Origin of the sequence: Streptomyces sp. NPDC002838, assembly GCF_040295365.1 — a bacterium.
In the GTDB taxonomy this organism is placed as follows: Bacteria; Actinomycetota; Actinomycetes; order Streptomycetales; family Streptomycetaceae; genus Streptomyces.
Genome location: NZ_JBEOVF010000013.1, coordinates 49,904 through 76,238, shown reverse-complemented (window position 1 = coordinate 76,238; position 26,335 = coordinate 49,904). Strand labels below are relative to the sequence as shown.

General features: G+C 72.6%; 21 protein-coding genes. 14 read left to right on the top strand and 7 right to left on the bottom strand.

Translation table 11 applies throughout. The annotated features are described in order from the left end of the window. The first annotated feature begins 7 nt into the window (after positions 1-7). The 10 genes from ABT063_RS18940 to ABT063_RS18895 all read left to right on the top strand — a co-directional run bounded on the left by ABT063_RS18940 (position 8) and on the right by ABT063_RS18895 (position 12,721). Complete coding sequence (locus ABT063_RS18940) at positions 8-604, top strand: DUF5998 family protein (RefSeq protein ID WP_351058496.1); 597 nt, start codon at positions 8-10, stop codon at positions 602-604. Then, positions 604-1,806: an alkaline phosphatase family protein gene (locus ABT063_RS18935; protein WP_351058495.1), complete on the top strand. Its 1,203-nt coding sequence runs from the start codon at positions 604-606 to the stop codon at positions 1,804-1,806. The genes ABT063_RS18940 and ABT063_RS18935 overlap by 1 nt, the downstream gene beginning before the upstream one ends. Positions 1,807-1,858: 52 nt before the next feature. Then, on the top strand, positions 1,859-2,509 hold the full coding sequence (locus ABT063_RS18930; protein WP_351058494.1) for a thymidine kinase: 651 nt from the start codon (positions 1,859-1,861) through the stop codon (positions 2,507-2,509). Between the two features lie 93 nt (positions 2,510-2,602). After that, positions 2,603-2,986 (top strand): hypothetical protein, encoded by a 384-nt coding sequence (locus ABT063_RS18925; protein ID WP_351058493.1) that lies wholly within the window; start codon positions 2,603-2,605, stop codon positions 2,984-2,986. A gap of 85 nt (positions 2,987-3,071) precedes the next feature. Continuing rightward, positions 3,072-3,566, top strand: a complete 495-nt coding sequence (locus tag ABT063_RS18920; RefSeq protein WP_351058492.1) for a nucleotide exchange factor GrpE — start codon at positions 3,072-3,074, stop codon at positions 3,564-3,566. Positions 3,567-3,669: 103 nt separating this feature from the next. After that, the gene (locus ABT063_RS18915; RefSeq protein WP_351058491.1) at positions 3,670-5,244 is read left to right on the top strand and encodes an Hsp70 family protein; all 1,575 of its coding nucleotides are present in this window, start codon (positions 3,670-3,672) and stop codon (positions 5,242-5,244) included. Positions 5,245-5,293: 49 nt separating this feature from the next. Further along, the gene (locus tag ABT063_RS18910; protein WP_351058490.1) at positions 5,294-7,921 is read left to right on the top strand and encodes a SaeA-related protein; all 2,628 of its coding nucleotides are present in this window, start codon (positions 5,294-5,296) and stop codon (positions 7,919-7,921) included. A 10-nt stretch (positions 7,922-7,931) separates the two neighbouring features. After that, positions 7,932-9,023: a TRAFAC clade GTPase domain-containing protein gene (locus ABT063_RS18905; RefSeq protein WP_351058489.1), complete on the top strand. Its 1,092-nt coding sequence runs from the start codon at positions 7,932-7,934 to the stop codon at positions 9,021-9,023. A 5-nt stretch (positions 9,024-9,028) separates the two neighbouring features. Continuing rightward, positions 9,029-10,459 carry a GAP1-N2 domain-containing protein gene (locus ABT063_RS18900; RefSeq protein ID WP_351058488.1) on the top strand — a complete coding sequence of 477 codons (1,431 nt, stop codon included), beginning with the start codon at positions 9,029-9,031 and terminating at the stop codon, positions 10,457-10,459. A 3-nt stretch (positions 10,460-10,462) separates the two neighbouring features. Next, positions 10,463-12,721, top strand: a complete 2,259-nt coding sequence (locus ABT063_RS18895; protein WP_351058487.1) for a hypothetical protein — start codon at positions 10,463-10,465, stop codon at positions 12,719-12,721. A 4-nt stretch (positions 12,722-12,725) separates the two neighbouring features. On the opposite strand, the gene ABT063_RS18890 is transcribed toward ABT063_RS18895, so the two are convergent. The 3 genes from ABT063_RS18890 to ABT063_RS18880 all read right to left on the bottom strand — a co-directional run bounded on the left by ABT063_RS18890 (position 12,726) and on the right by ABT063_RS18880 (position 17,165). Then, a complete protein-coding gene (locus tag ABT063_RS18890; protein WP_351058486.1) occupies positions 12,726-15,329 on the bottom strand; it encodes an NACHT domain-containing protein in 2,604 nt (867 codons plus the stop codon). A gap of 59 nt (positions 15,330-15,388) precedes the next feature. Then, positions 15,389-16,252, bottom strand: a complete 864-nt coding sequence (locus ABT063_RS18885) for a DUF8017 domain-containing protein (RefSeq protein ID WP_351058485.1) — start codon at positions 16,250-16,252, stop codon at positions 15,389-15,391. Positions 16,253-16,355: 103 nt separating this feature from the next. Beyond that, entirely contained in the window at positions 16,356-17,165 is an 810-nt protein-coding gene (locus ABT063_RS18880; RefSeq protein ID WP_351058484.1) for a VOC family protein, read from the bottom strand. Between the two features lie 287 nt (positions 17,166-17,452). On the opposite strand from ABT063_RS18880, the gene ABT063_RS18875 reads away from it, so the two are divergent. After that, positions 17,453-18,304, top strand: coding sequence for a sulfurtransferase (locus ABT063_RS18875; protein ID WP_351058483.1), 852 nt, complete (start codon positions 17,453-17,455; stop codon positions 18,302-18,304). Between the two features lie 373 nt (positions 18,305-18,677). Here ABT063_RS18875 and sepH read toward each other — a convergent pair whose 3' ends face one another. The 3 genes from sepH to ABT063_RS18860 form a co-directional block, all read right to left on the bottom strand. Next, entirely contained in the window at positions 18,678-19,727 is a 1,050-nt protein-coding gene (gene sepH, locus ABT063_RS18870; protein ID WP_351058482.1) for a septation protein SepH, read from the bottom strand. Positions 19,728-20,190: 463 nt separating this feature from the next. Beyond that, positions 20,191-21,510 carry a D-arabinono-1,4-lactone oxidase gene (locus tag ABT063_RS18865; RefSeq protein WP_351058481.1) on the bottom strand — a complete coding sequence of 440 codons (1,320 nt, stop codon included), beginning with the start codon at positions 21,508-21,510 and terminating at the stop codon, positions 20,191-20,193. Continuing rightward, on the bottom strand, positions 21,470-22,708 hold the full coding sequence (locus ABT063_RS18860; protein ID WP_351058480.1) for an MFS transporter: 1,239 nt from the start codon (positions 22,706-22,708) through the stop codon (positions 21,470-21,472). Before ABT063_RS18860 ends, ABT063_RS18865 begins: the two co-directional genes overlap by 41 nt. Before the next feature lie 150 nt (positions 22,709-22,858). Between ABT063_RS18860 and ABT063_RS18855 the strand changes: the two genes are divergently transcribed. After that, positions 22,859-24,001 (top strand): ferrochelatase, encoded by a 1,143-nt coding sequence (locus tag ABT063_RS18855; protein ID WP_351058479.1) that lies wholly within the window; start codon positions 22,859-22,861, stop codon positions 23,999-24,001. Positions 24,002-24,009: 8 nt separating this feature from the next. After that, positions 24,010-24,825, top strand: coding sequence for an inositol monophosphatase family protein (locus tag ABT063_RS18850; protein WP_351058478.1), 816 nt, complete (start codon positions 24,010-24,012; stop codon positions 24,823-24,825). A 260-nt stretch (positions 24,826-25,085) separates the two neighbouring features. Here the strand turns inward: ABT063_RS18850 and ABT063_RS18845 are convergent, their stop codons facing one another. Continuing rightward, on the bottom strand, positions 25,086-25,259 hold the full coding sequence (locus ABT063_RS18845; RefSeq protein WP_172629090.1) for a hypothetical protein: 174 nt from the start codon (positions 25,257-25,259) through the stop codon (positions 25,086-25,088). Between the two features lie 417 nt (positions 25,260-25,676). On the opposite strand from ABT063_RS18845, the gene ABT063_RS18840 reads away from it, so the two are divergent. Beyond that, entirely contained in the window at positions 25,677-26,330 is a 654-nt protein-coding gene (locus ABT063_RS18840; protein ID WP_351058477.1) for a response regulator transcription factor, read from the top strand. The last annotated feature ends 5 nt before the right edge of the window (positions 26,331-26,335 follow it).

Sequence of the window (26,335 nt, the reverse complement as noted above, 5' to 3'; positions counted from 1 at the left end):
CCGTAGGATGGGCGTCATGGCCAAGACCAGTACGACGACCCAGGGGCTGCGCACGGCGATCGAACGCAGCGGCTACTACCCGGCCCTCGTGGCCGAGGCGGTGGAGGCCGCTGTGGGCGGCGAGCCCATTCAGTCGTACCTGGTCCATCAGGAGACGACGTTCGACCAGAACGAGGTGCGACGGCATGTGACCGTCCTGGTCCTCACCGGCAACCGCTTCATCGTCAGCCACACCGACGAGCAGGCCGCCGACGGCACGTCCCCGACGCCGTACGCCACGACCTCCACGGAGTCGGTCAAGCTCGGCCGGATCTCGTCGGTCGTGATCAGCCGCGTGGTCGCCAACCCGGAGCAGTACTCGCCGGGCACCCTGCCCCGCGAGGTCGTGCTGACCATCGGCTGGGGTGCCGTCTCCCGGATCGACCTGGAGCCCGCCGCCTGCGGCGACCCCAACTGCGAGGCCGATCACGGCTATACGGGCAACTCGACGGCGGACGACCTGAGTCTGCGCGTGAGCGAGGCCGGGGACGGACCGGAGACGGTGCGCCAGGCGCTCGCCTTCGCGCAGGCCATCTCCGAGGCGACCGCGGACGTCACTCGCTGATGGCGCAGCCCGCCCCCGCCTGGGACTCCCACCCGGAACCGCTCGCCCTCGACTCCGCGCCCGTCCCCGCGTACGGCACCGGTTCCCTCGCCGACCTGCTGCCCACGCTGGCCGCCGGTCTGGCCGTACCGGGCATGACCGCGGCGATTGAGGAGCTCACCCCCGCCGACCGGAACTGCGTGTTCCTGATCGACGGCCTCGGCTGGGAGCAGCTGCGGGCACACCCGGACGAAGCCCCCTTCATGAGCTCGCTCCTCGGCACCTCGCGCGGCGGCACCGGGCGACCGATCACCGCCGGTTTCCCGGCGACCACCGCGACCTCCCTCGCCTCCGTCGGCACCGGTCTGCCACCCGGCGCCCACGGCCTGCCCGGCTACACCGTGCGCAATCCGGACACCGGCGAGCTGATGAACCAGCTGCGCTGGCAGCCGTGGACCGCGCCGCACGTCTGGCAGCCGTACCCCACCGTCTTCCAACTGGCCGACCGGGCCGGTGTGCACGCCGCCCAGGTGTCGTCGCCCACCTTCGAGACCACCCCGCTGACCAAGGTCGCGCTCAGCGGCGGCACGTTCCACGGGCGGATGTCCGGTGAGGAGCGCATGGACCTCGCCGCCCAGCAACTGGCCGTCGGCGACCGCTCCCTGGTCTACACGTACTACGCCGAGGTCGACGGCGCCGGCCACCGCTTCGGCGTCGACTCCGACACCTGGCGCGGGCGCCTGATGCACGTCGACCGGCTGGTCCAGCGCCTGGCCGAGCAACTGCCCCCGAGCACCGCGCTCTACGTCACCGCCGACCACGGCATGATCGACGTGCCCTTCGACGAGGAGCACCGCATCGACTTCGACGCGGACTGGGAACTGCGCGCCGGGGTCGCCCTGCTGGGCGGCGAGGGCCGCGCCCGGCACGTCTACGCGGTGCCGGGCGCCGAGAACGACGTCCTGACCTGCTGGCGCGAGGTCATCGGCGAGCAGTTCTGGGTGGCCTCGCGGGACGAGGCGGTCGCGGCGGGCTGGTTCGGGCGGCCCGACCAGGTCGAGCGGCGGGTGTACGACCGGATCGGCGACGTGGTCGCCGCCGCGCGCGACGACGTGCTCCTCATCGCCTCGGAGCGGGAGCCGAAGGAGTCGTCGATGGTCGGCAACCACGGTTCGATGACCCCCGCCGAGCAGTTGGTCCCGCTGCTCGAAGTACGCTCCTGACACCCACCCGGCCACCATCCGTCGCCGAAAACCGAAAGGTGCTCGACCCGCCATGCCCGAGCTGGTGTTCTTCTCCGGAACGATGGACTGCGGGAAGAGCACTTTGGCGCTCCAGATCGGGCACAACCGCTCGGCTCGCGGGCTTCAGGGTGTGATCTTCACGCGGGACGACCGGGCGGGGGAGGGAAAGTTGTCCTCGCGGCTGGGCCTGGTCACGGAGGCGGTCGAGGCCGCGGACGGGATGGACCTGTACGGGTATCTGGTCGATCAGTTGTCCCAGGGTGGCAAGGTCGACTACGCGATCGTCGACGAGGCGCAGTTCCTGGCGCCGGAGCAGATCGACCAGCTGGCTCGGGTCGTTGACGACCTCGGGCTCGACGTCTTCGCCTTCGGCATCACCACCGACTTCCGTACCAGGCTCTTCCCCGGTTCTCAGCGGCTGATCGAGCTGGCCGACCGGGTCGAGACCCTCCAGGTGGAGGCCCTGTGCTGGTGCGGTGCCCGGGCGACGCACAACGCCCGTACGGTGGGCGGCGAGATGGTGGTCGAGGGCGCCCAGGTGGTCGTCGGCGACGTCAACCGCCCGGCGGAGGAGATCGGTTACGAGGTGCTGTGCCGCCGCCATCACCTCCGCCGGATGACTGCCGCCGCAGCCCGCGCGGGCGCGCTGTCCCCCGACGTCCTGCCGGTCACCTCCGCCTGACGGCGAGATTCCTCTTTTCGGCTCCCGGGCTCAAGGGGCCCACCGTGCCCTACGCTCGATCCATGACCTGTGCGTTGGACGGTGGAGGGCGTTGTGGTCCCGATTGCACCTGAACTGCTCATGGCCCTCGCCGGAGGCACCGCGGGTGCGGCGGGGGAGCAGATCTGGATGTCCCTGCGAAACCTGGTCAGGCGACGGCCCGCGGACGGAGAGCCGCACGGAGAGAGCGAGTTGACGTCCCTCGGCCAGGCGGCTGACAGCGCGGAGCGTGCCACGGAGCTGGCCGAGGCACTGGCTCTCCGCGCGCGGCAGGACCCAGCCTTCGCCGAGGCGCTCGCGGCCTGGCGGCGGGAGGCCGAGGCACTGGAGGGCACGCGGACCGGCGCGGGCGACGTGCGCAACGTGATCTCCGGGGGCACTCAGACCACTGTCGTCCAGGCGCGGGACGTTCACGGTTCCATCAATCTCGGTGGCTGACGAGGTCGCGTACGGCTGGACGGTCGTAGCTGATCGCGACACGCTCCGCTGACGCGCCGTACCCCTTTGGTCTACTGTGAGCGCCGTGTCGGAACGTGTCGAACCCTGTGGGCTCGCAAGCGAGTTCACCGCCGCACTCGCTCGTCAGCAGCAGCTCGCCGAGCGCCGTGAGGAGATCGTCACCAGGCTGCACGACGAGGTCGAGCGGCTGCGCCGAGGCGAGATGGAAATGGCGCTCGATCTCGTGCGCCACTCCCTGATCCGGCTCCACGACCAGATCCTGCGCCAGGCCGAACACGTCACCGACCCGCTCGGCGTCGACGAACTACGGGCCCTGCTGACCGCGCTGGCCGACGAGACGGCGGACACCGTGGCCAGGACCGGCGTACAGCGGTACGTCCCCCGGCCCGGCGAGGCGTTCGACATGGCATTGCAGCGACCGGTGGGCCGCGCCGCCGCCGAAGGGCCCGAGGCGGACCGGACGGTGGCGCGCGTCGTGGCGGCCGGATTCGTCCAGGGGGAGCGGGTCGTGCGCAAGGCCGACGTAGTGGTTTCCCGGTGGGAACCGGATGCACCATGAACGGTTCCCTCTCCGTGGGCCCAAGGGGCATGGCTTACAAGGACAACTGGCGAGACAACAGACGGGACGGGCGCCAGGCGCGGCCGTCCCGGCGGGAGACCGTATGGCCGTCTACGGCATCGACCTGGGGACCACCTACTCCTGCGTCGCACGGATCGACGACGTCGGCAGACCGACCGTGCTGCGCAACCTCGAAGGGGCGGACACCACGCCGTCCGTCGTCTACTTCGAGAGCGCCGACAGCGTCGTCGTGGGACAGAGCGCCAAGGACGCCACCGTCCTCGATCCCGAGCACGTCGTGCAGCTCATCAAGCGGGACATGGGCGATGTGGTGCCGCGCGAGTTCCACGGCCGCACCTACACACCCGAGGAGATCTCCGCTCGCATCCTGCGCAAACTCGTCGAGGACGCGAAGGCCGCCGGCGGCGACGAGGCGCGCGACGTGGTGATCAGCGTGCCCGCCTACTTCGGGCTCGCCGAACGGGACGCCACCCGCAAGGCCGGTGAGATCGCCGGGCTGCGCGTCCTCGACGTGGTCGCCGAGCCCATCGCGGCCGCGCTCGACTACGGGGCTCTGGAAGGAGACGAGGAGCGCGGGGACCGGGCCATCCTCGTGTACGACCTGGGCGGCGGCACCTTCGACACCACCGTGCTCACCCTGAGCGGGCGCGAGCTGACCGTGCTGTGCACGGACGGTGCGAAGGAGCTGGGCGGCAGCGACTTCGACGACCGTGTCGTCATGCACTTGGCGGAGCGGTTCCGCGAGCGCTTCCCGGACGTCGACGACCCGCTGTCCGACCCCCAGTCCGAGACGCAGCTGCGCAAGGACGCCGAGGAGGCGAAGAAGGCGCTGTCCTTCCGCGAGCGCTACACCGTCCGCGTCATGCACCAGGGCAGGGTCGAACCGGTGGAGCTGACCCGGGGGCTGATCGAGGAGCTGACCCGCGACCTACTCGAACGCACCATCGACATCACCCGCCGCACCGTCGAACTGGCCGCGGAGCGGGGCGTGTCGTCCTTCGACGACGTGCTGCTCGTCGGCGGCGCCACCAAGATGCCCGCCGTCGCCGCCACCCTGCGCACCCAGTTCGGCTTCGAGCCCAGGCTGCACAACCCCGACCTCGCGGTGGCCCGCGGTGCCGCGCTGTACGCCCTCGACCGGGCCGCGTACATCCTCTCCAGCGGTGAACTCCCCGCCGGACAAGCACCGGACGTGCCGGAGACCGGCCTCACCCACCGCCCGTACGAAATCTCCACCGTCGCCTCGCGCGGTTACGGCATCCAGGTCACGGACATCGACACCGGCCGGGAGTACGTCACCCATCTCGTGCACGCCAACGACACGCTGCCGGCCTCGGTGACCGACGACTTCTCCACCCTCCGCGACGGCCAGCGGAAGGTCCGCATCCAGGTGATGGAACAGGCGGGCGCGGTGGAGTCGGAGGAGCCGGAACACAACACCGAGGTCGCGCAAGGCACGTTGAAGATCCCGCCCGGCAAACCCGCGCGCTGGCCCTTCCAGTGCGTGTTCACGCTCGACACCTCGGGGCTCCTCACCGTCGTGGCCACCGAGCGGGAGAGCGGTGAGCAGATCGAGATCTCCCTTCAGATCGGGGGTCTGTCCCAGGAGGCGGTGGACGAGGCGCGGGTCGCGATGAGCCGCCAGCGGATCGGCTGATCGCGGAACGGGACGGGGCACAAGCGGGCGGGACGGGGGAAACAAGGCCGTGGCCTTCGACGAGGCGCGCTACCGGCGCGAGGTGCTCGACGCCGGGCTGCCCGTGACCGAGGACCTGCGCACGCGCTACCAACTGCCCCAGCGCCTCGACGCGCCCGCGGTCGCCGAGGCGGTCGCCGCGGTCCGCGCCTGCTGGCGCCGCAGCCGGTCTCGGCTCAAGTACCGTCCCGTCATCGAGCAGTTGGAGGCCGGGTACCTCATCCACCGGCCGCTGCTGGACGCGGCCGCCGCCGGGGACCCGGGACGACTGCGGGCAGCCCTCGAAGCGCACGGCCGGCGCGCCGAATCCGAGCGGGCCCGGCTGCGCGCGGCCCTGGAGGAGGCCACGGGCGGGCTCGGCATGCTCGCCCAGAGCACGGTCTCGGAGCTCGCCGCCGCCCACCGGGTCCACGAGGACCGGGTACGGGACCTGCTGCCCGCCCTCGGGCTGCGTATCGCCGAGCCCGATCCACTGCCCCGGTCGGTGCCGCACCCCGCGTATGCGCGCTGCGCCGGCCACCTGGAGGTGCTGGGGCTGCGGCACCTCGGCGACTTCCTCGCGACGGGCACGCTCGGCGGGCGGACCGAGCGGCCCGTACACGTCTTCGACGCGCTCCCGGCCGACCCGCCGAGCGTCGAGGCGGCGGCGCGCCGCTGGGGACGGCTGCCGCACGGCGCCGCGCACACGGCGGCCCAGGCTGTGATCGCCGCCGTCCGTGGCGTGCTGACCGAGCAGGGCCCGGAAGGACTCGCCCGGATCCTGCTCCATGAACTGGCGACGCCTCTGCGGGCGCGGTATGCCGCCCGCGCGACTCCGGCCACGCTCCTCGCGCATGCGGTGGAAGAGCTGTCGGTCGCCGAGGACGACGCGCGGCGACTGGTGTTCGCGGTGCTGCACGAGGCGGCCGGGGACCCGGTGTCGCAGCGGCTGCGCCGCCTGGCCGCGGACGGGCGGCTCGCCGAGGCGGCGGCCGTGGCGGACCGGTTGCCGCCGGGCTCGCTCGCCGAGGACGTGCGCGCACTGGCCGAGCACGTGCGCGGGAAACTCGTCGAGGCGCGCGGCCTGGTGGACCATGCGCGCCGACTGCCGCCGACCGAGGCGGACCGGGCCTGGGACCTGCTGGAACAGGCGGAGGCGGCAGTCCGCGATCTGCCGGGAATCGACGCCGTGCGCCGCGGCCTCGCGGTCCGCCCGGTGTCCGGCCTCACCACCACCCCGGACGGCGCGGGCGTCACCGTCCATTGGCGGCCCTCGCCCTCCACGAGGGGCGAGCCCGAGTACGTGCTGCTGCGCACCGAGCAGCGCCCGCCCCGCGACGCCACCGACGGCGCGGTGCTGCCGCTGGCGTCGCCGCGTGCCACCTCGTACACGGACGGCTCGCCCCCGTCCTGCGTCCCGCTGTACTACGCGGTCGCCGTGCGCCGGGCCGCCGAACCCGGCAGCGCGACCTCGCCGCTCGCCGTGGGCGGGCCCGTCGTGCACTGGCCCGAGGTCACCGACGCCCACCTGCGCCCCGGGAACCGTCGGATCACCGCCGACTGGACCTGCCCGGACCGTGCCCGGTCCGTCGAGGTCGTCCGCACCGCTCCGGACGGCGAGGAGGTGCGGATCGCCGCCCGCCGCGACGGCTTCACGGACGACGGGCTCGCCAACGGCACGACGTACGGCTACCGCGTCCGCGTCGTCTACCGCACCGACGACGGACTGTCCGTGCGCACGGAGGGCGTCCGGCGCACCGCCACGCCGCTCGCGCCGCCCGAGCCGGTGACCGACCTGGACATCCGCTTCGTGGACGACCACCTCCTGGCCCGCCTCGACCCGCTGCCCGACGGAGAGGTGCGCCTGTACGGCTTCGACGACGTGCCCCCGTGGCCGGCCGGCACCCGGCTGCGCACGGCGGAGCTCCCCGGGCGTTTGATCGTGGCGCAACCCGACCCGGAAGGGCTGCGGTTCGCGCCGCCGGGCCGGCCCACCATGGTGCTCGCGGTCACGGTCGCCGGGGAACGTGCCGTCACAGGAGCACACGCCGTGGCCGCCGCGCCGGCGCTCGGCACCCCCACGCTCACCCGGCACGGCGGCACGGGCGTGGCCGTCGTCTTCGACTGGCCGCCGGACAGCGGCGACGAGGTCGAGGTCACCTGGCGGACCCCCGGCGAGGGGGGCGAGCAGCGGCGCGCCGTCACCCGCGCCACCTACCGGCACGAGGCGGGCGTACGGCTGCCGGTCGCGGACGGCGCCGGGGTGGAAGTCGAGGTGCGGCCGGTCGCCCTGCTCGGCGGGCTGCCCGCATACGGCCCGCCGAGCACGGCGGTACTGCCACCGCGCGCCGAGGTCGACTACCGGCTGGAGCGGCACGGCCTGCCCGGACGTCGCACGGTCACCGCCGTCTTCACGGCGCGCACCACCGTACGAGCCGAGCGGCTGCTGCTGGTGCGCTCGCGCGGCCCGGTCTGGCCGCTGGAGCCCGCCGACGGGGACGTCCTCGCGGAAGCCGCCGACGTGACGCTCGGCCCGGGGCAGGACGTGAAGCTGTCGGCGCGCCTGACCCGCGGCCCGGGCGGCCGGCTGCGCTGCTTCGCCGCCGGCGAGGCACTCGTGCTGCGCGACCCGCCGCAGCACACGCTCAAGGTCACCTAGGGGAGTGGACGTGAGACTGCCGTGGCGCCGCACCTGGGTGTGCCCGCACTGCTTCCGGCGCATCTCCCGAGCGCAGATCGAATACGTCTGCGCGAGCGGCGCCGCCTGCGCCGAGGACCGGCGCCTCGCCTCCGCCAACCCGCGGGCCGGTTCGGCGGTGTGCGGCACCTGCGGCCGCACCACCACTCGGCTGCGCTGCACCGCCTGTGCGGGCCGGCTGCCGGAGGGCTATCTGCGCACTCCCGGAAAGCTGGTGGCGCTCGCCGGACCGGTCAGCTCCGGCAAGAGCACCTACATCGGCGTCCTCGTGCACGAACTGCTGCACCGCCTCGGCGCCGAACTCGACGCCGCGCTGCTCCCCTGCGACGACGACACGATGGCCGACTACCACGAACGGTACGAGCGCCACCTGTACGACGAGCAGCAGACCGTCCCCAAGACCGCCGAGCACGACGCCGGCCGCCCCCTCGTGCACCGCCTCAGCCGCACCCGGCGGGGCCGTTTCGGACGCGCCCGCAAGCGGGTGCTGACCCTGGTCTTCCTCGACACCGCGGGCGAGCACTTCGCCTCGCGCGACCGGATGGAGACCGAGTTGCGCTACTTTCTCGCGGCCGACGCCGTCGTCGTCCTCGTCGACCCGCAGGACCTGCCCGGCGCACCGGTGAAGGACGGCGACGGGGTGCCGGGCCGGTCGGGCGACGTACTCGCCCGGGTGCTGGGCCACCTGGGCGGTGGCGGGAAGGTGACCGTGCCGGTCGCGGTCGCCCTCACCAAGGCCGACCTCCTGTGGCCGCACCTGCCGGACAACTCCCCGCTGCACCGCACCCGCCGCCCCGGCCCCGTCTTCGACGCCGACGACCGAGCCGCCGTCCACGCCGAGCTGCAGGCCCTGCTGCGGCGCTGGCAGGAACACCAACTCGACGCGCGGCTCGACCAGTTCTGCACCGACTACCAGCTGTTCGCGCTGTCCACGCTCGGTACCGCGCCCCGGCGGGGCGGCGGCCTCGGGCTCGGCGGCGTCGTACGCCCGCACCGGGTGGAGGACCCCCTGATGTGGCTGCTGCACCGCTTCGGCGCCCTCGACCGGGAAGGGCGGGGGTGACGCGTATGGCAGGACAGGCGCACTACACGTCCGCCCCGCCCTCGGCCGACGCACCCCACGGCGGCTTCCGCTTCACCGCCGTCTCCCCGACGGCCCGCCCCGCACTCGAGGTCCTGCGCCCGCTGACGGGGTACCCGCGGCCTCCGGGCATGGACCGCCATCGCGACTTCCCCGTGGCCTTCGCCTACGACCGGCCGGACGACGACGCGGCCGTGCTGACCCGCACCCGCTTCACCGGCCAGGACTACACCGGCCGCTGGGGCAACCACTTCTGCCACGCCCTGTACGCCACCCCCGACGAACTGGCCGGTCTGCGCCCCGTCGAGCTGTGGGACACCCCTCACTGGTCCCCGACGCCGGCCCACGACGACGGCCATGACCTGCCCGACCTCACCCCACTCGTCCCCGGCAGCGCCGTCGGACCCGACCGTGTGGCCCGCTTGCTGGACGGCCTCGGCGACCCCGGCGTGCGCCTCCTGGAGCGGCTGCTCACCGCGGCCCTGCGGGCGCTGGCCGACGAGGGCCCCGGTGCCACCCTGGTCTCGGCGGATGCGGACCGCGTCGTCGACTGGATCGCCGCCGTCTCCTACACCCTGCCCGCCGGCCTGGCCGCCCGGCTGACGTTCACGACGTACACCGCGCGTCCGGAGGACGACCATCGCCATCTGACCGGGACCCGGCCGGAGACCGGGGAGCGGGCACCGGGCCCGGTGTTCCACCTCGACCGACTGGCCGAGGACGGCTGTCCGGAGCCGAGCGCGACGGCACGGTTCCTCGCGACCGCGTTGGGGAGCGGGCGCCTCGACGTCCTGGACGCCGTCGCGGAACTGTGGGACGCGGGCCCCGCGGACGGCGTCGAGGCGGGCGTACGGCGGCTGCGGGCCGGGTGCGCGCTGCTCGCGCCGGACGGTGATGCGGGAGCCTTCGGCGCGGAGGGCGCCCGGCTCGTGGGCTTCGTACGTGCCGTTGCCGAGCTGCGGCCGGAGAAGGCCGGACTGGCGCCCGAGCGCCTGAGGGACGCCGCCGCACGCCATCTCGCCGACGGGACGGCACCCCTCGGTGATGTACGGGCCGCGCTCGCTCCGCTGCCCGAGCCGTACCGGGCGGCCGTCCTCGCCGGGCTGCTCGCCGCCCTCGAAGCCTCCGCCGAACTGCGGACCGCCGCCCTGGACGCGCAGGCGTGCGCCTCCCTCGCCTCCCTCGCGGACGAAGCGCCGGATGTGCTCGCGGCCACCCCCGGCACCGCACTGCACGTGCTGCGCCGGGCACCCGGGGAGCCGCGGCCGGCCGCGCTGCGGATCCTGCGGCTGTTCCGGCAGGGGCTGTGGGAGGAGACGGAGACCTACGAGGCCCTGCGCGATCTGGTGCGGGCGAAGGAGCCGGAGCGGACGCCACGGCTGCTGTGGCGACGCGGGTCGGCCCGGGAGAAGGAGTGAGCCGTGGCGAACCCCGTATTGCTGCTCCTCGCGATCATCCTGTTCGTCGTCCTGGTCGTCGGCTACGGCGTCTTCATCACCCTGCCCAAGCTGGTGTGGACCCAACTGCACACCGTCTGGCGGACCTTCGGCCGGGCGGCTCACACGCCACCCGACCCGCACGGTGAGCCGGCCACCCCCGCCTACCTCCGCGTCACCGGCCCGCGCGACCTGCGCGCGACCTGGTGGGACGGGCTCGAGCGGCACGAACGGCTGATGGGAGACGCCGAGCGGTTCCTGGTCGACCGGGTGAGCGACGTGTTCCGCCGGTCGCAACAGCGTGGGACCGGCGGGCAGGGCTGCCTGATGCTCTTCCTGCGCCCGGCCTTCCTGCTGACGGCCGTCGCCGTCGTGCTGACCGCGACCGCGCTCAGCATCCTTCCGTTTCTGTTCGCGCTGCTGGCGTGGGCGCTGGGCTGTGCCCTGTGGGCCCTGTGGTGGGCGGTGTGGGCGGTGTGGGCGGCCGTCGCGCGGACGGGGCGCGCGCTGCGCGGCGAGCCGGCGCCGTGCCCGTACACCCGCTGCGGGCGCACCATCCACCGCCCGGTCAGGCTGTGCCCGACGTGCCGGGCCGGACACCGGCAGCTGGTGCCCAACCGGTACGGCGCCTTCGCCCACCGCTGCCGTTGCGGCACCCGCCTGCCAGCCGTCCTCGGCGTGCGCCGCCTGGACGCGTGCTGTCCGCACTGCGGGAAGGCGCTGCCCGCCGGATACGAACGGGCGCGCGTCGTCGTGCTCGTCGGGAGCTCGGGCGCGCAGCGTGCCGGAGTGCACGCGCAGGTGCTGGCCGAGGTGGGCGCCACGTCCGGGGCGGAGCCGCCGCTCGTGCGCACCGACGGCACGCCCGTCCTGTGGTACGACCCGCCTGGATACGCGTACGGCAGTCAGGAGTCGGTGGCCGCGCTGGACGTGCTGCGCCGGGCCCACGGACTGCTGCTGGCGGTGGACGACCCCGCCGCGCACAGCGACGCCGTGCACGCCGTGACCCGGGTCCTGCACGTCCTCGCCGCCCTGCCCACGCGCCGCCGTCCGCACCGTTTCGCCCTGCTGTACACCCGGGCCGTACCGGGCGACGACACCGCCGTGCGCGCGCAGCTGGAGGCGGCCGGCGGCGGCCATCTGCTGCGCGCGCTCGACGCCACAGGCATCCCGGTGCGCTGCGTTCCGGCCTCGGCGCTCGCGGGGACGCTGCGGTGGCTTGCCGGTGTGCCCGGTACCGCGGGCTCCGGGCAGAGCATGGTGCCTCCGCCCGTGCGCCGACCCGAGAACGCCACGCTCCGCTTCCCCCGGCACCGCGTCGCCCGACACTCCCTCCTGCTCACCCACCTCGCCGGGTACCTGGTCGTGCCGCTCGTCCTGGCTCTCCTGGAGGCGGGCGTGCTGCCGCCGGCCGCCTTCTTCGGCCTGCCCGGGACCTACGACAAGTGGCGGTATCCGCTGACCGGTTCGGTCCACCAGGTCGACCTCACCGCTGCCGCCACCCGGGACTGGCCGAAGCTCAGCACCAGTTACTCGGCGCCGGGACATCCGCCGACCGCCGCTCTGCCGGGCCGCGCGGGCTACTGGTCGGTCAAGGGATCCCCGCAGAAGGACAACTGGCTGAGGCTGGACTTCGGGATGCCCCTGCCGCTGAGCGAGGTGTCGGTGGACTTCGACCCGGACAGCGTCAAGTCGATGTTCGCGCCGGCCGTCCACGTGGACGGCCAGGTCGGCGCCCGCAACGTCCTGCTCATGGACAGGCGCCCTCGCCAGCGGAAGCAAGGTGCCTTTCTCAAGAAGACGTACGGCTACGACATCCCCGTCCCGGACCCCGTCGATTCCCTCCGCATCGGCCTGGGCTCCTCACTTGACGAGGACGACGACGAACAGCAGCTTCGTCTGCGCGAGTTCAACATCCACTGGACCAGTTCCGACGCCGTGCGTCTACACCCGGCGGACGGCGGCCGGCTCGCCGTGGAGAACGCCACCGCACGCGACCTCGCCATCACCGTACGGCCGCCCCTGCTGCCCGCGGGCTGGCGGGCCACCCTCGTCGGACGGCCGCCACGGACACTCGGGGCGCACGACACGTACGAGGCGCGCTGGCGGATCACGGCTCCCCAGGGGACTACGGGCCGCGCCCCCATCGCCTACGCCGTCGACATCAGCGAGGACGACCGGACCGTGACGGCACGCTGTCTGGCCCTCCTCACGGTCTCCGCGGACGCCGAGCCGCTGTGCTGAGGGCTCAACGGCCACCTGAGGACGCTGTCCAGCGCGGTCCCGCGAAGTCGGCCAGGGCCGCGCCGAGTTGGGGATCGACACGCGAGGAGAAGCCGAGCGGCAGGACGAAGAACCAGCCCTCGCCCATACGGGAGCGGCGCGGCGGACGCGGGGCGTCGGCGAGCAGCCGGACCTGGAGCGCGTAGAAGCGCCCGTCCCGGCCCCGGAGGATCGCGCGGCGCACGGTGATCTCCTCGACGTGCCGCCACTCGTAGGAGAGTTGTCCGCGCCCGATCACGGAGGTGACGCCGTCCCGGGTCAGCTCCAGTTCCAGCGGCCGCGGCGGCATGAGGAACCCGGCCACGGTGATCAGGGCGCCGATGAAAGGCCAGACGAGCAGCACCGGCCAGACGGCCGGGTCCTGCCACTGTCCGGACACGCTGAACCGCACGACGAGGACGCCCATGAGCGTGCCGAACACGGTCCAGTGGGCCAAGGGCAGCCTCCGCGATCGGCCGCGGAGGTGGTAGTGGTCCGCGGTGCGTTCCACCGTGAAGTGACGGGAGTCCGTGAGCGTGGGGACGGCAGCCGCCTCGGGGCCGGGCGAAGCGCTTCCCTGTTCCTGAGCGCGCCGCCCTGCGAGATGCTCCTGGAGCCTGCGGTTGCGGAAGCGGTAGGTGCCGCCCGACAGTTGCAGCAGGCCCGCCGTGCGTGCGTCCTTGAGGAACGTCATCAGAGACCAGGGCACCCGGCCCGTCGCCGCGAGGGAGCACTTGGCGAGGATCCAGCGGCTCCACGGACTGAGCAGCACCAGCATCGCGGAGGCGCCGGCCCAGGCGCCGACCGCCGCGCCCCAGCCGCCGCTCCCGCCGCGGAGCCAGAAGAACGCACCCGCACCGGCTCCGATGAGCGGGGCCACCAGCGTCAGCGTCGTGACGAGCGCACTCTGCTCCCCGCGCAGGAGTTCGTCGGGGGTGGCGGCGTCCACGGTGTCGGCGGGAGCCGCGTACACGATCATCAGCAGGACGGGCAGCACGCCGCCGACCGAGAACCAGACCAGGACGGCGTCCGGTGTCACGAAGACGTACAGGAAGAGGAGGAGAACGACCAGGGCGGGACCGCCCGCGAGAGCCGCGAGACGGACCAGAGGACCCACCCGGGTGTGCCGGTCGAGGGAGCGCAGGGCGTGGATGAACAGCAGCGGGTTGGCGCTGCGGCGCGGCTCGGCGAGCCGCTGGCCGAACCAGGACGCGGTCACCGACCGCGCGAGGGCGGCGAAGACGACCCCACCGGTCACATGCCCCGTCACGCTCAGGTCGCCCAGCACGGAGTCCTCCGCATAGCCGGACATGCCCGCCTTGATGACGAGGGAGAGCAGGATGCCGGTCGTGAGCAGCGCGGGTCCGGCGAGCAGTCGGGGCAGCGGCGCCGTGTACAGCCGCCACCAGGCCAGTTCGGACTCCTCGCGACGGCTCAGCAGCAGCGCCAGGTACGACAGCCAGGAACCGGCCCGTTCGGCGTCCCAGGCGCGGGGCGGGTGCAGCCGACCGGGGTCCGGGGGCCGGGGCGGAAACGCGGCGGACACGATCCGGTCGAGCAGGTGCGCCTCGACGGCATCACGGGTCGGGAACAGCTCCTGGTCCACCAACTCCCCAGGATCCGCGGGATGTCGCTCATAGGTCCGGCGTACCAGCCACACCATCAGCGGACTGGTCAGGGCCCAGGCGACCGGCGCGGAGGGTTCCTTCCGGAGGGTCTCCAGCAGGCGGGCCCAGACGGCGGCGCGGGCCGGAGGCCGGGCCCTGCGGAGGTAGTCCGCCACCTCGTCGGGGCGCAGCGGCAGCGACTCGATCACCGTCGCGTGCCGCAGACCCCTGCCCTCCTGGTCGAGGCGCTCGTACTCGGCCGTACGGGACACCAGTACGGCGTCCCCCGCGCCGCCGAGGCCGGCATTGAGCGCGTCGAGGACCTCGGCGCGGCGGGGTCCGGGCAGTTCGTCGAGGCCGTCGAGGACAGGCAGCACCCGCCGCTCCAGGACGAGCCGGCGGGCCGGGTGGACGCCGTCCACGGGCGGCAGACCGGGGTGGTCCTGGCGCAGCCGGTCCACCAGCCACTCGGTGAGCGACTGCCGCCGGGTGTCCCAGGACTCCAGCGACAGCACGAGCGGGATCGGCACGTCGTCCTCGCCCTGGGTGAGCCGCCGGGCGAGGAGTTCGAGGGTGAGCAGGACGGAGAGCACGGTCTTGCCGGACCCGGCGTTGCCCAGCACGACCAGCCGCCGTCGGGGCCGGAGTCTGAGGAAGGTCCCGGCGATGGTGTCGGCCCCGGAGCCCACGGGCACGTACTCCCCCGCGGACGCAACGCGTCGGCTGGGCGTCCAGCGCACGGGCAGCGGCTCGGGATCGGTCATGTCCCAGGCGTCGGCCTCGGCCCGCCACCGGAACAGGAGACTCCGTGCGAGCCTCCGCTCGGCTGCGGCCAGCGGGGCGTCGTCATCGGGCGGCGGGGACTCCACGCGCAGCGTCAGATTGAGATCGCCTTCGAGGATCCCGATCTGGATCAGATAATCGGCTGTGCAGTCGACCGCGGTGTTGGTGATGTGCGGCCCACCGCCGGAGTCCCTCGTCATCTGTGTCCGCCCCCGTTGTCGCCCTGCCCACTGTACTCAAGGGACTTCAGCCGCCCGGCTCAGGATTCGGTCGGGTCCCCGTGGAGGCGTACCGTGCTGAGGATCTTCATGATCGTCGAGTCCGGCAGCTCGTCCTTCACGCCCGTGGCGCCGTAGAGACACCAGGCGACGAAGTCGCCCGCGGAGTTCTTGAAGCCGAACATGATGGCCTTGCCGTCGCTCGCGCACTCGCCCTTGTGAGGGGTGTTCCTGGAACGGGCCCAGGCGATGCTGCCCTTGACGCCGGACTTCGTCGTGTACGGCTTCGCCGTCCTGTCGCGGACGATGCTCTTCGTGTCCGGCTGCGTGTAACCGCCGTACACCCACCGGTCCACCTGGCTCAGGGCGGCTTCGCCGGTGCTCTTGGCACCCTTGGCGCCCTTGGTGCCCGCTGCCGCCAGCGCGGTGTTGTCCACACGCCCGTCCTTGTCGTCGTCGGACAGGCACCAGTTGTCCTTGAGGACGGCCGGTGCGCCCATGACGATGACGGTCTTGCCCCAGTTCTTGGGGTCGCTGTAGTCGACCTCGGAGTCCTCGAAGCCGATCAGCAGGCCCGGCGACTTGACCTGCCAGTCCGACGGCACGTCGAAGGCCGTTCCCCGCTTGGGGTTGACGACGACCTTCCAGCCCTGGACGGTCGGCCGCTCGGTCTTGCTGCCGGGCGGCTTGTCGGACGCCGGCGCCGAGGCCGTCGCGCGCTTCGACACGCTCGCCGACGCCTTCGCGTTCCCGCTGCCGCCGCCGGCGTTGTCGTCCTTGCCGCCGCCCAGGAGCAGGACGCCGGTGACGCCGACGGCTGCGACCACGGCCGTGGCCGCAGCGACGGCGACGACCTTCGCCCGGTTCCCGCCGCTCCCGCCGCCGGGCGGCTGTCCTGACCACATGGTCAGTCACCATAGTCCCGGGTTTTCCCGAGGGGAGCCGTCCGGCAGCTGATTGAGAAACCTGGCCGGGATCGCCCACAGGAAGCGGTCGGCTGACGGTTGGTCAGGGTCGGCGCGGCCGCTGCAGCAGGGAGAACCGCGCGCCTTCCGGGTCCGCCACCATCGCCACCCGGCCGTGGGCGCTGTCCCGGGGCGGTTTGAGGACGTGGCCGCCCAGGTCCGCCACGTGGGCCGTCGCCTCGTCCGTGTCGGCCACTTCGAAGTACGTCACCCAGTGCGGCCCCCGGTCCCGGGGCAGGGCGCCTCCCACGCCGTGGATGCCGGCGACGGGGCGGCCGCCGACGTGCAGGGTCACGTAGTCCAAGTCGGTGGACACCACCGGCTCCTCCTCGTGACCGAACACCGTCTCGTAGAACTTGGCGACGCTCACGGACTCGAAGGTCAGCAACTCGTGCCAGGCCGGCGTACCGGACACCCCGCCGATGGAGGTGCCGAGGTGCGCCGCCGCCTGCCACACGCCGAAGACGGCGCCCGACGGATCGGAGCCGATCATCAGGCGTCCGGCGTCCCCCGCGTCGAGCGGGCCCACCCCGACCGTGCCGCCGCACAGCCGTACCGTTTCGGCCGTCAAATCCACGTCGTCCGAGGCGAGGTAGGGCGTCCAGGCGAGGGGAAGGTGGCGGTCGGGCGGCAGTTGGCCGATACCGGCCACCTCGTGTCCTGCGAGCAGGGCCCGGACATAGGGGCCGAGCTGCTGGGGGCCCGGCCGGAACTCCCAGCCGAACAGCGATCCGTAGAACTCCTGGGTGGCGGCCATTGAGTGCACCATCAGACTCACCCAGCAGGGCGTGCCGGGCACGTGCCGAGCGTGCGTCTCGCCGTTCGGGCCGGCCGACCCCCTTGCCTCGGTCATCGTCACTCTCTCCTCGGCCCCTCAAGGTGGCCATGTCGCTTCCGCTCCGACGGGCCCCGTGCCGATGCTCGCACCCCCGCGCTCTCCGGGCGCGCCGCCGGGCCGTGGCCCGTGCCCGGAGAATGCCCGTTGCCCGCGTTCCCGACCGTGTCCGGGCGATGGCCGACAGGTGTCGATCGGCTGTACAGCATGTGCCCGATCCAGTACGTCTCGTGATCGGGCCTGCCCGGCGGGCAGAGTAGCCGGACATGGACGAAGCGGCCACCCCGTGCGCGAGGATGGTGGCCATGAACGCCATCATCTCCGCATCCGAACTCGCGAGCCACCTGGCGGAACAGAACCCGCCGGTCCTGCTCGACGTCCGCTGGCAGCTGAGCATGGCCAAGGCGGCCGGGGAGCCGCCGTTCGACGGCCGTGCCGAGTACGCGGCCGGGCACATCCCCGGCGCCGTCTTCGTCGACCTGGACAGGGAGCTCGCCGCAACGCCCGGCACCGGCGGCCGGCATCCGCTGCCCGACCTCGCGCAGTTCGGCGCCGCCATGCGCCGCGCGGGCGTCTCGTCCGGGACGCCGGTGGTCGTGTACGACGGCGGCCAGGGCTGGGCGGCGGCCCGCGCCTGGTGGCTGTTGCGCTGGACGGGTCACCCGGACGTGCGGGTCCTCGACGGCGGGTTGCCGGCGTGGCAGGGGGAGCTGTCGACGGAGGTGCCCGAGCCGGCCGAGGGCGACTTCGAGCCGGTGCCGGGCGCGACCGGACTGCTGGACGCGGACGGGGCCGCGGCCCTGGCGCGTTCCGGGGTGCTGTTGGACGCGCGGGCGGGGGAGCGGTACCGGGGCGAGGTGGAGCCGATCGATCCGGTCGGCGGACACATCCCCGGAGCCGTGTCCGCGCCCACGAACGAGAACGTGGGGGCGGACGGACGCTTCCTGCCCGCGGCGGAGTTGGGCGCCCGGTTCAAGGCGCTGGGCGTGTCCGACGGCTCTGAGGTCGGGGTGTACTGCGGATCGGGCGTCTCGGCCGCCCACGAGGTGCTGGCGCTGGCGGTCGCGGGAATCCCGGCGGCGCTGTACGTCGGTTCCTGGTCGGATTGGTCGTCGGATCCGTCACGGCCGGTCGCCGTGGGGCCCGACCCCCAGTAGGCGCGGGCCGTGGCGTCCGACGCCCCCTGGGGCCCTTCTGATGGATCTCCGCGGCGTCGCGAGGCCCGGCACGCTCCCTCACTGCCTTAAGGGCGTGGGCGGTGCCCCCACTCGCCGCACCGCGCGAAAGCCCAAGTAGCGCCTCCCCCCACGCTCGGCTTCGCTCGCGTGGGGGGACCCCCATCGAGGGCTTCCGCGCGGCACGCCGAGAGCACGCACCGGACGCCGCTCCTTCTCCCGCGGAGATCCATCAGAAGGGCCCTGGGCGCACACCTGGAGGGGCCCGCACCGACCGGCGCGGGCCCCTCCAGACGTCGTACGACTGATCCGGTGTCGTACGACTGATCCAGATGTCGCCGACCGCTCCTGCTTCCTACTCCTGCTTCTTGCGCCGCGTGCCGAACACGATCTCGTCCCAGCTCGGGACGGCCGCTCGGCGGCCCGGGCGGACGCCGTCCGCCTCGGCCTGGCGGTCGGTGGCGCCGATCAGGCGGTCGCGGTGGCTGGTGACGGAACGGGGCATGAGGACGTCCGCGTAGGCGGAACCGGCCGAGGCCGCGGGGGCCGGGGGCTCCTCCTCCTCGGGTTCCGGGGCGGAGGGCTCCTCCACCTCGGGTTCCTCCACCGGGCGCTCCGGGACCACCAGGTCGCCCCGGAAGCTCGGCACCGCCTCCAGCAGGCTGGTCAGTGAGTCCCGCTCGCCCACGCTCTCCTCGGCCGGCTCGTCGAGCGAGGGCCCGGGCAGGCTCGGCCGCTCCCGGTCGAGGGCGCGGTCCAGCGGACGGTCGCGTGGCAGCCGTGCGATGCGCGGTACGAAGGGAAAGCTGGGCTCCGGGGTGGCGGCGAGGTCGTCGGACTCGCCGATCAGCGAGCGCGCCTCCTCGTCGACGGCCTGGACGAGCCGCCTGGGCGGGTCGTACGTCCAGCTCGCCGAGTGGGGTTCGCCCGCGACCCGGTAGACCAGCAGGACTTCCCAAGTACCGTCGTCGCGGCGCCACGAGTCCCACTGGACGGTGTCCTTCTCGGCGCCGCGCACGAGCAGCCGCTCCTGGACGGCCTCGCCGAGCTGGGGTCCGGCGGCGTTCTCGCCGGGACGGCGGACCGGGGTCTTCCTGGCCCGCTCGGCCATGAAGGCACGCTCCGCGAGCACGGGGCCCTCGAAGCGCCGCACGCGATCGACGGGGATTCCGGCCATCTGCGCGACCTCTTCCGCGGTCGCGCCAGCACGTATACGCGCCTGGATGTCTCGGGGGCGGAGATGGCTCTCCACCTCGATCTCGATCTGGCCGAGGCGAGGACGGTCGCCGCGCACGGCGGCGCGCAGGCGTTCGTCGATAGGAAGCGTGTATTCCGTAGAGTCGGCAGCCTTCAGCACCAGCCGTGTGCCGTCATTGGAGACGGCCACGACACGCAGTTCGGGCATGGGGACCTCCCGGGTGGTGCCTGCCGACGTCACGTGCGTCGCTGCTTCCGCTAGTCGAGTGTGGCCTGCCCGGGTGCAGCCTGCCACAACCTTGCCGAGTTGCCCGGCGTGTCGGGCACAGGCCCGGGAACGCCGTTATGGCACGGTTACCTATTCGCAACGCTAAGTGACCAACTCCGTCACCCTGTGCAACTAGCCCCCTCCCGGCGGTCCTTGAAGGCCACGGACGCCCTGGCGGGAGACCGAACCCAGGGCTCGCAACAGTACTCCATTCGGGCCACGTGCGTGGATTGGCACGCCGCCCAACTTCCGGCAGGGGGTGGCGCTCGGCCGCCGTGGCGCGGATTTCCGGATCTTGAACGTGGCGTAATTCACCTAATCGCCGGAAACGGAGCCAATGGTTACGTCTGTACGTCGCCTTCCCGCACGCTTGGTCGACCAGGTCCGTCCCCGAGCGCGTCCGCTACGCCCCCAAAACCCGCCGCAAGTAGTCGTTCTGGAACCGGCGATCGGGATCCAGCCGGTCCCGCAACGCCGTGAACTCGCCGAAGCGCGGGTACACCTGGGCGAAGTAGTCGGCGTCCCGCGTGTGCACCTTGCCCCAGTGCGGCCGGCCCTCGTGTGCGGTGAAGATCCGCTCGGCGGCGGTGAAGTACGCCTGGTAGGGCGCCCCCTTGACCATGTGCACGGCGATGTACGCACTGTCGCGGCCCGACGCGGTGGACAGTGTGATGTCGTCGGCCGGGGCGGTGCGCACCTCGACCGGGAAGCTGACCCGGAGGGCGGAGCGGTCGACCATCGCCTTGAGTTCGCGCAGCGTGTCGGCCACGGCCGCGCGCGGGACGGCGTACTCCATCTCCACGAAACGCACCCGGCGCGGAGACGTGAAGACCTTGTAGGGAATGTCGGTGTAGGTCCGCGCGGACAGCGCCTTGCTGGAGATCTGCGCGATCGCCGGCACCGTGGCGGGCACCGCGCGGCCGACCCACTGGGCCACCTGGAAGACGCCGTTGGAGAGGAACTCGTCCTCGAACCAGCCCGCGAGCTGTCCCACCGGCTGCTCCGGGCCCGCGCTGCGGTTGTTGCGCTTGGTGTTGGTGCTGCCGGTGTGCGGGAACCAGTAGAACTCGAAGTGTTCGTTCTCGGCCCACAGTTGGTCGAACTCGGCCACGACCTTGTCGAAGGGCATCGGCTCCTCGCGCGCCGTGAGCAGGAAGATGGGCTCCACGGCGAAGGTGATCGCGGTGACTATGCCGAGGGCGCCCAGGCCTATTCGGGCCGCGGCGAAGACTTCCGGGTTCTCTTTCTCCGAGCAGGTGAGCACCGAGCCGTCGGCCGTGACCAGCTCAAGGCCCTTGATCTGAGCGGCGATCGAGCCCGACTCGCGGCCGGTGCCGTGCGTACCGGTGCTGGTCGCCCCGGAGACCGTCTGCTCCATGATGTCGCCCATGTTGGTGAGCGACAGACCCTCGCGGGCCAGGGCCATGTTGAGCCTCTTGAGCGGCGTACCGGCCTCGACCGTGACCGTGCCGGCCTCGCGATCGATGCCGCGGATGCCGGTCAGGAGTTGAGGGCGGATCAACACACCGTCCGTGGCGGCGATGGACGTGAAGGAGTGCCCGGAGCCGACGGCCTTCACCTTGAGGCCGTCCTCGGCGGCCTGGCGCACCGCGTCGGAGAGTTCCTCGACGGAGGCGGGAGCGACCTCCCGCGCGGGGCGGGCGGCGACATTGCCTCCCCAGTTACGCCACGTGCCGTTCTTGCCGCTCGCTGTGCTGCTCAACGGTCCCTCCCCGACGCGGAGCCGGCCTGCTGAGCCGGCGGTACCCCAGGAAACCGACCGCGACCGCGACGGCTCCGGACACCGCCGGAACCCCGTACCCGGCCCGCGCGCCGGCGGCGTCGATCACCCAGCCGGCCACGGAGGAGCCGAGCGCGACCCCGACCGCGAGCCCGGTGCTCACCCAGGTCATGCCCTCGGTCAGTTGCGCGCGTGGTACGTGCTGCTCGATGAGGGACATCGTCGTGATCATCGTGGGAGCGATGGACAAGCCCGCAACGAACAGCGCCACGGCCAGAAACGGCAAGTTTCCGACCAGTAGGAGGGGGATCATACTCACGGCCATCGCGCAGACGCCCAGCAACCAGCGAGGTTCGGGCGCTCCCTTGAAGCGCAGCAGCCCGAACACGATCCCGGCGACGCAGGAGCCCGCCGCGTACAGCGCGAGGACGACGCTCGCGGCACCCTTGTGTCCCTGCTCGTCGGCGAAGGCCACGGTGACCACGTCGACGGCCCCGAAGATCGCGCCGGTCGCCACGAAGGTGGCCACCAGAACCTGCAGGCCCGGGGCACGCAGGGCCGAGTCGGCGCCGCGGTGCTGGCGCGGGTGCGGCGCCGGCTCGGTGGCGCGCTGCGCGGTCAGCCAGAAGACGCCGACCGCCAGGAAGCAGGCGGCGAGCAGCGGGCCGGCCTCCGGGAACCAGGCCGTGGACAGCCCGATGGAGATGATCGGGCCGAAGATGAAGCACACCTCGTCGATCACGGATTCGAAGGAGTACGCGGTGTGCAGCTGCGGAGTGCCCCGGTAGAGCGCCGCCCAGCGGGCCCGGATCATCGCCCCGACGCTGGGCACGCAGCCGATGCCGGCACAGGCCACGTACAGCGTCCAGTCCGGCCAGCCGTAGTGCGCGGCGAACAGCAGCACCGCCGCCGCGACGAGCGAGATCAGCGTCGCCGGACGCAGCACCCGCCGCTGCCCGTACTGGTCCACCAGCCGCGACACCTGCGGGCCCGCCACCGCGGCGGCGAGCGCGATGGTGGCCGACAGCGCACCGGCCAGGCCGTACCGCCCGGTCAGCTGGGAGACCATGGTCACCACGCCGATTCCCATCATCGACAGCGGCATCCGGCCGAGCAGGCCCGCGGCGGAGAAGCTCTTGCTGCCGGGGGCCGCGAACAGGGCGAGGTAGGGGCTGGGCAACGGGGTCTCCGGAGTGGCTCAGTAAGGTGCGAACGCAGTTGATACAGCTTACTGATTTAGGTAACCCTAATGCACCCCTGCCGACGGGTTGACCAGCAGTGGTCACCCCGCCGTTTCCGGGCCGTCAGTGCCGGGTGGCAGGATCGACCCATGCCAGACGCGCTCGATGTCACCCCCCGCGGTGTCACTCCCTACGACGCCCTGCTCCTGCTCTCGTTCGGCGGCCCCGAGGGCCCGGACGACGTGGTTCCGTTCCTGGAGAACGTGACGCGGGGACGCGGCATCCCCAAGGAACGCCTGAAGGAAGTGGGGCAGCATTACTTCCTGTTCGGCGGGGTCAGCCCGATCAACGACCAGAACCGCGCCCTGCTGGACACCCTCCGCAAGGACTTCGCGGACCACGGCCTGGACCTGCCGATCTACTGGGGCAACCGCAACTGGGCGCCCTACCTGACGGACACCCTGCGCGAGATGGTCACCGACGGCCGCCGCCGCATCCTGGTCCTCGCCACCAGCGCCTACGCCTCCTACTCCGGCTGCCGCCAGTACCGCGAGAACCTCGCCGACTCGCTGGCGATCCTGGAGACCGAGGGCCTGGAGCTGCCCAAGATCGACAAACTGCGCCACTACTTCAACCACCCCGGCTTCCTGGAGCCCATGATCGACGGGGTGATCGAGTCCCTCGCCGACCTCTCCGAGGGCGTCCGTGACGGCGCCCACATCGCCTTCTCGACCCACTCGATCCCGACCGCGTCCGCGGACACCTCCGGTCCGGTCGAGGGCCACGGCGACGGCGGCGCGTACGTCAGGCAGCACCTGGACGTGGCGCGGCTGATCGCCGACGCCGTCCGCGAGCGCACCGGCGTCGACCACCCCTGGCAGCTCGTCTACCAGTCCCGCTCCGGCGCCCCGCACATCCCCTGGCTGGAGCCCGACATCTGCGACCACCTGGAGGAGCGGCACGCGGCCGGGGTTCCGGCGGTCGTCATCGCGCCCATCGGCTTCGTCTCCGACCACATGGAGGTCCTGTACGACCTCGACACGGAGGCCAAGGCCAAGGCCGAGGAGCTGGGCCTGCCGATGCGCCGCTCGGCCACCGTCGGCGCCGACCCGCGGTTCGCCGCCGCGATCCGCGACCTCGTCCTGGAGCGCGCCGCGGTCGAACGCGGCCAGGAGGTCACCCCCTGCGCCCTGGGCGCGCTCGGCCCCGATCACCAGCTCTGCCCGATCGGCTGCTGCCCCGCCCGCGCCCCGCGCCCCGCCGCAGCGGGCGCCGACAGTCCCTACGCGTGAGGAGCCCCGTGACCGACCCCCTGCCCGCGGAACTGCTGAAGCTCGCCCACGAGGCCGCTCGCCGCGCGGGCGCGCTGCTGCGGGACGGCCGCCCGGCCGACCTCGCGGTCGCCGCGACCAAGTCGAGCCCGATCGACGTGGTCACCGAGATGGACATCGCGGCGGAGAAGCTGATCACCGACCTGATCTCCGGGCACCGCCCGGACGACGGCTTCCTCGGCGAGGAGGGCGCCGCCACCGAGGGCACGAGCGGCGTCCGCTGGGTGATCGACCCGCTCGACGGCACGGTCAACTACCTGTACGGGCTGCCCACTTGGGCCGTCTCCATCGCCGCCGAGCAGGACGGCGAGTCAGTCGTCGGGGTCGTCGCGGCCCCGATGCGCGGCGAGACGTACCACGCGGTCCGCGGCGAAGGCGCCTGGGCCACCGGCGGCTGGGACGGCGAACGCAGGCTGGCCTGTCGCCCCGCACCTCCGCTGGAGCAGGCCCTGGTCTCGACGGGTTTCAACTACGTCACCGAGGTCCGCGCCCACCAGGCCCACGTGGCCCAGCGGCTGATCCCGCTCCTGCGCGACATCCGGCGCAGCGGCTCGGCCGCGGTCGACCTGTGCGACGTGGCCTCGGGCCGCCTGGACGGCTACTACGAGCGCGGCCTCAACGCGTGGGACCTGGCCGCAGGCGACCTGATCGCCCGCGAGGCGGGCGCCCTGACCGGTGGACGCCCCGGAGAACGCCCGTCCCGGGACCTGGCGGTAGCGGGGACCCCGGGCGTCTTCGAGCCCCTCCAGCAGCTCCTGGAGGACCTGGGCGCCTGGCACGACTGAATGGCTCGGTCGCCTACGGGGCGCTTTCAGCCTGTGTCGAGAGCACGACCGTGCTCAGCCCTTCGGGCCTCCGCGCGCTCGTGCTCTCGACACAGGCGCGCCCCTTCGGCTCCCTCGCGGCCGACGCGTCGGGACAGTGGGCCTTGGTGGGCCCTGACTGTTGGGCGTGGTGCGCCCCCTGCCGGCGACCGAGCCATCACACACAGCAGGCCCCCGGCGCTGGATTCGCCGGGGGCCCGCTGTGGTGCCGTGCGAGCCGATCAGACGCTGTACGCGCCGACCTCCACACCGTGTTCGGCGGCGAGGCGGCGCAGGTCGTCGAGCTCGGCCTGCTCCACCTCGACGAGGAAGTCGTCGCCCTCGTCGCGAGCCCGCGTCAGGTCGGACTCGGTCGCCCTTATGCGCTGCAGAAGTCCTGCGGTGAATGCGTCCATGCTGCGCCCCCTCGTCCTGGGTCGTGGGTCGGTGGCACGGGGGTGTGCCGTTCGGAAGGGGCGATCACGTCTCCGTAGGTGCCCAGCGCTGCCCGGTGCTGGGCGGCGACGGTGCCGGACACCCACGCCCACTCTGCTGCAAGCGGATCGCGGAGTGCCGCATGGTGGTACGGCACGTGCAGAGCGTGATCGCGGGGTGTAAAGCCGTCCTCCCCCCGCTCTCTTCCACGGAAACCTCAACCGGAGGAGAAAATCTCGCATTCCCCGGCCTCATACCTGTCCTTCGGACTGCGCTCACCCGCCTTATCGCCGACTTATGGCCGAAAAGGGCAGGATGGAGGTCTACACACTGACCAAGCCCCCCTGCCCGCGTGCCCGAGAAGCGCTACGCGGGTGGACACAGGAAGGACAAACGACGTGCGCGTACTCGTCGTCGAGGACGAGCAACTGCTCGCCGATGCGGTGGCCACCGGCCTGCGCCGGGAGGCCATGGCCGTCGACGTCGTGTACGACGGTGCGGCCGCCCTGGAGCGCATCGGCGTCAACGACTACGACGTGGTCGTCCTCGACCGCGACCTCCCGCTCGTGCACGGCGACGACGTCTGCCGCAAGATCGTCGAGCTCGGCATGCCCACGCGCGTGCTGATGCTGACGGCGGCCGGCGACGTCAGCGACCGCGTCGAGGGTCTCGAGATCGGCGCCGACGACTATCTGCCCAAGCCCTTCGCGTTCAGCGAGCTCACGGCACGCGTGCGTGCCCTCGGCCGGCGCACCAGCGTGCCCCTGCCGCCGGTCCTGGAGCGTGCCGGGATCAAGCTCGACCCCAACCGCCGCGAGGTCTTCCGCGACGGCAAGGAGGTCCAGCTCGCGCCCAAGGAGTTCGCCGTCCTGGAGGTGCTGATGCGCAGCGAGGGCGCGGTCGTCTCCGCCGAACAGCTCCTGGAGAAGGCCTGGGACGAGAACACCGACCCGTTCACGAACGTCGTGCGGGTCACCGTCATGACGCTGCGCCGCAAGCTGGGCGAACCTCCGGTCATCGTCACGGTGCCTGGCTCGGGCTACCGGATCTGATCCCC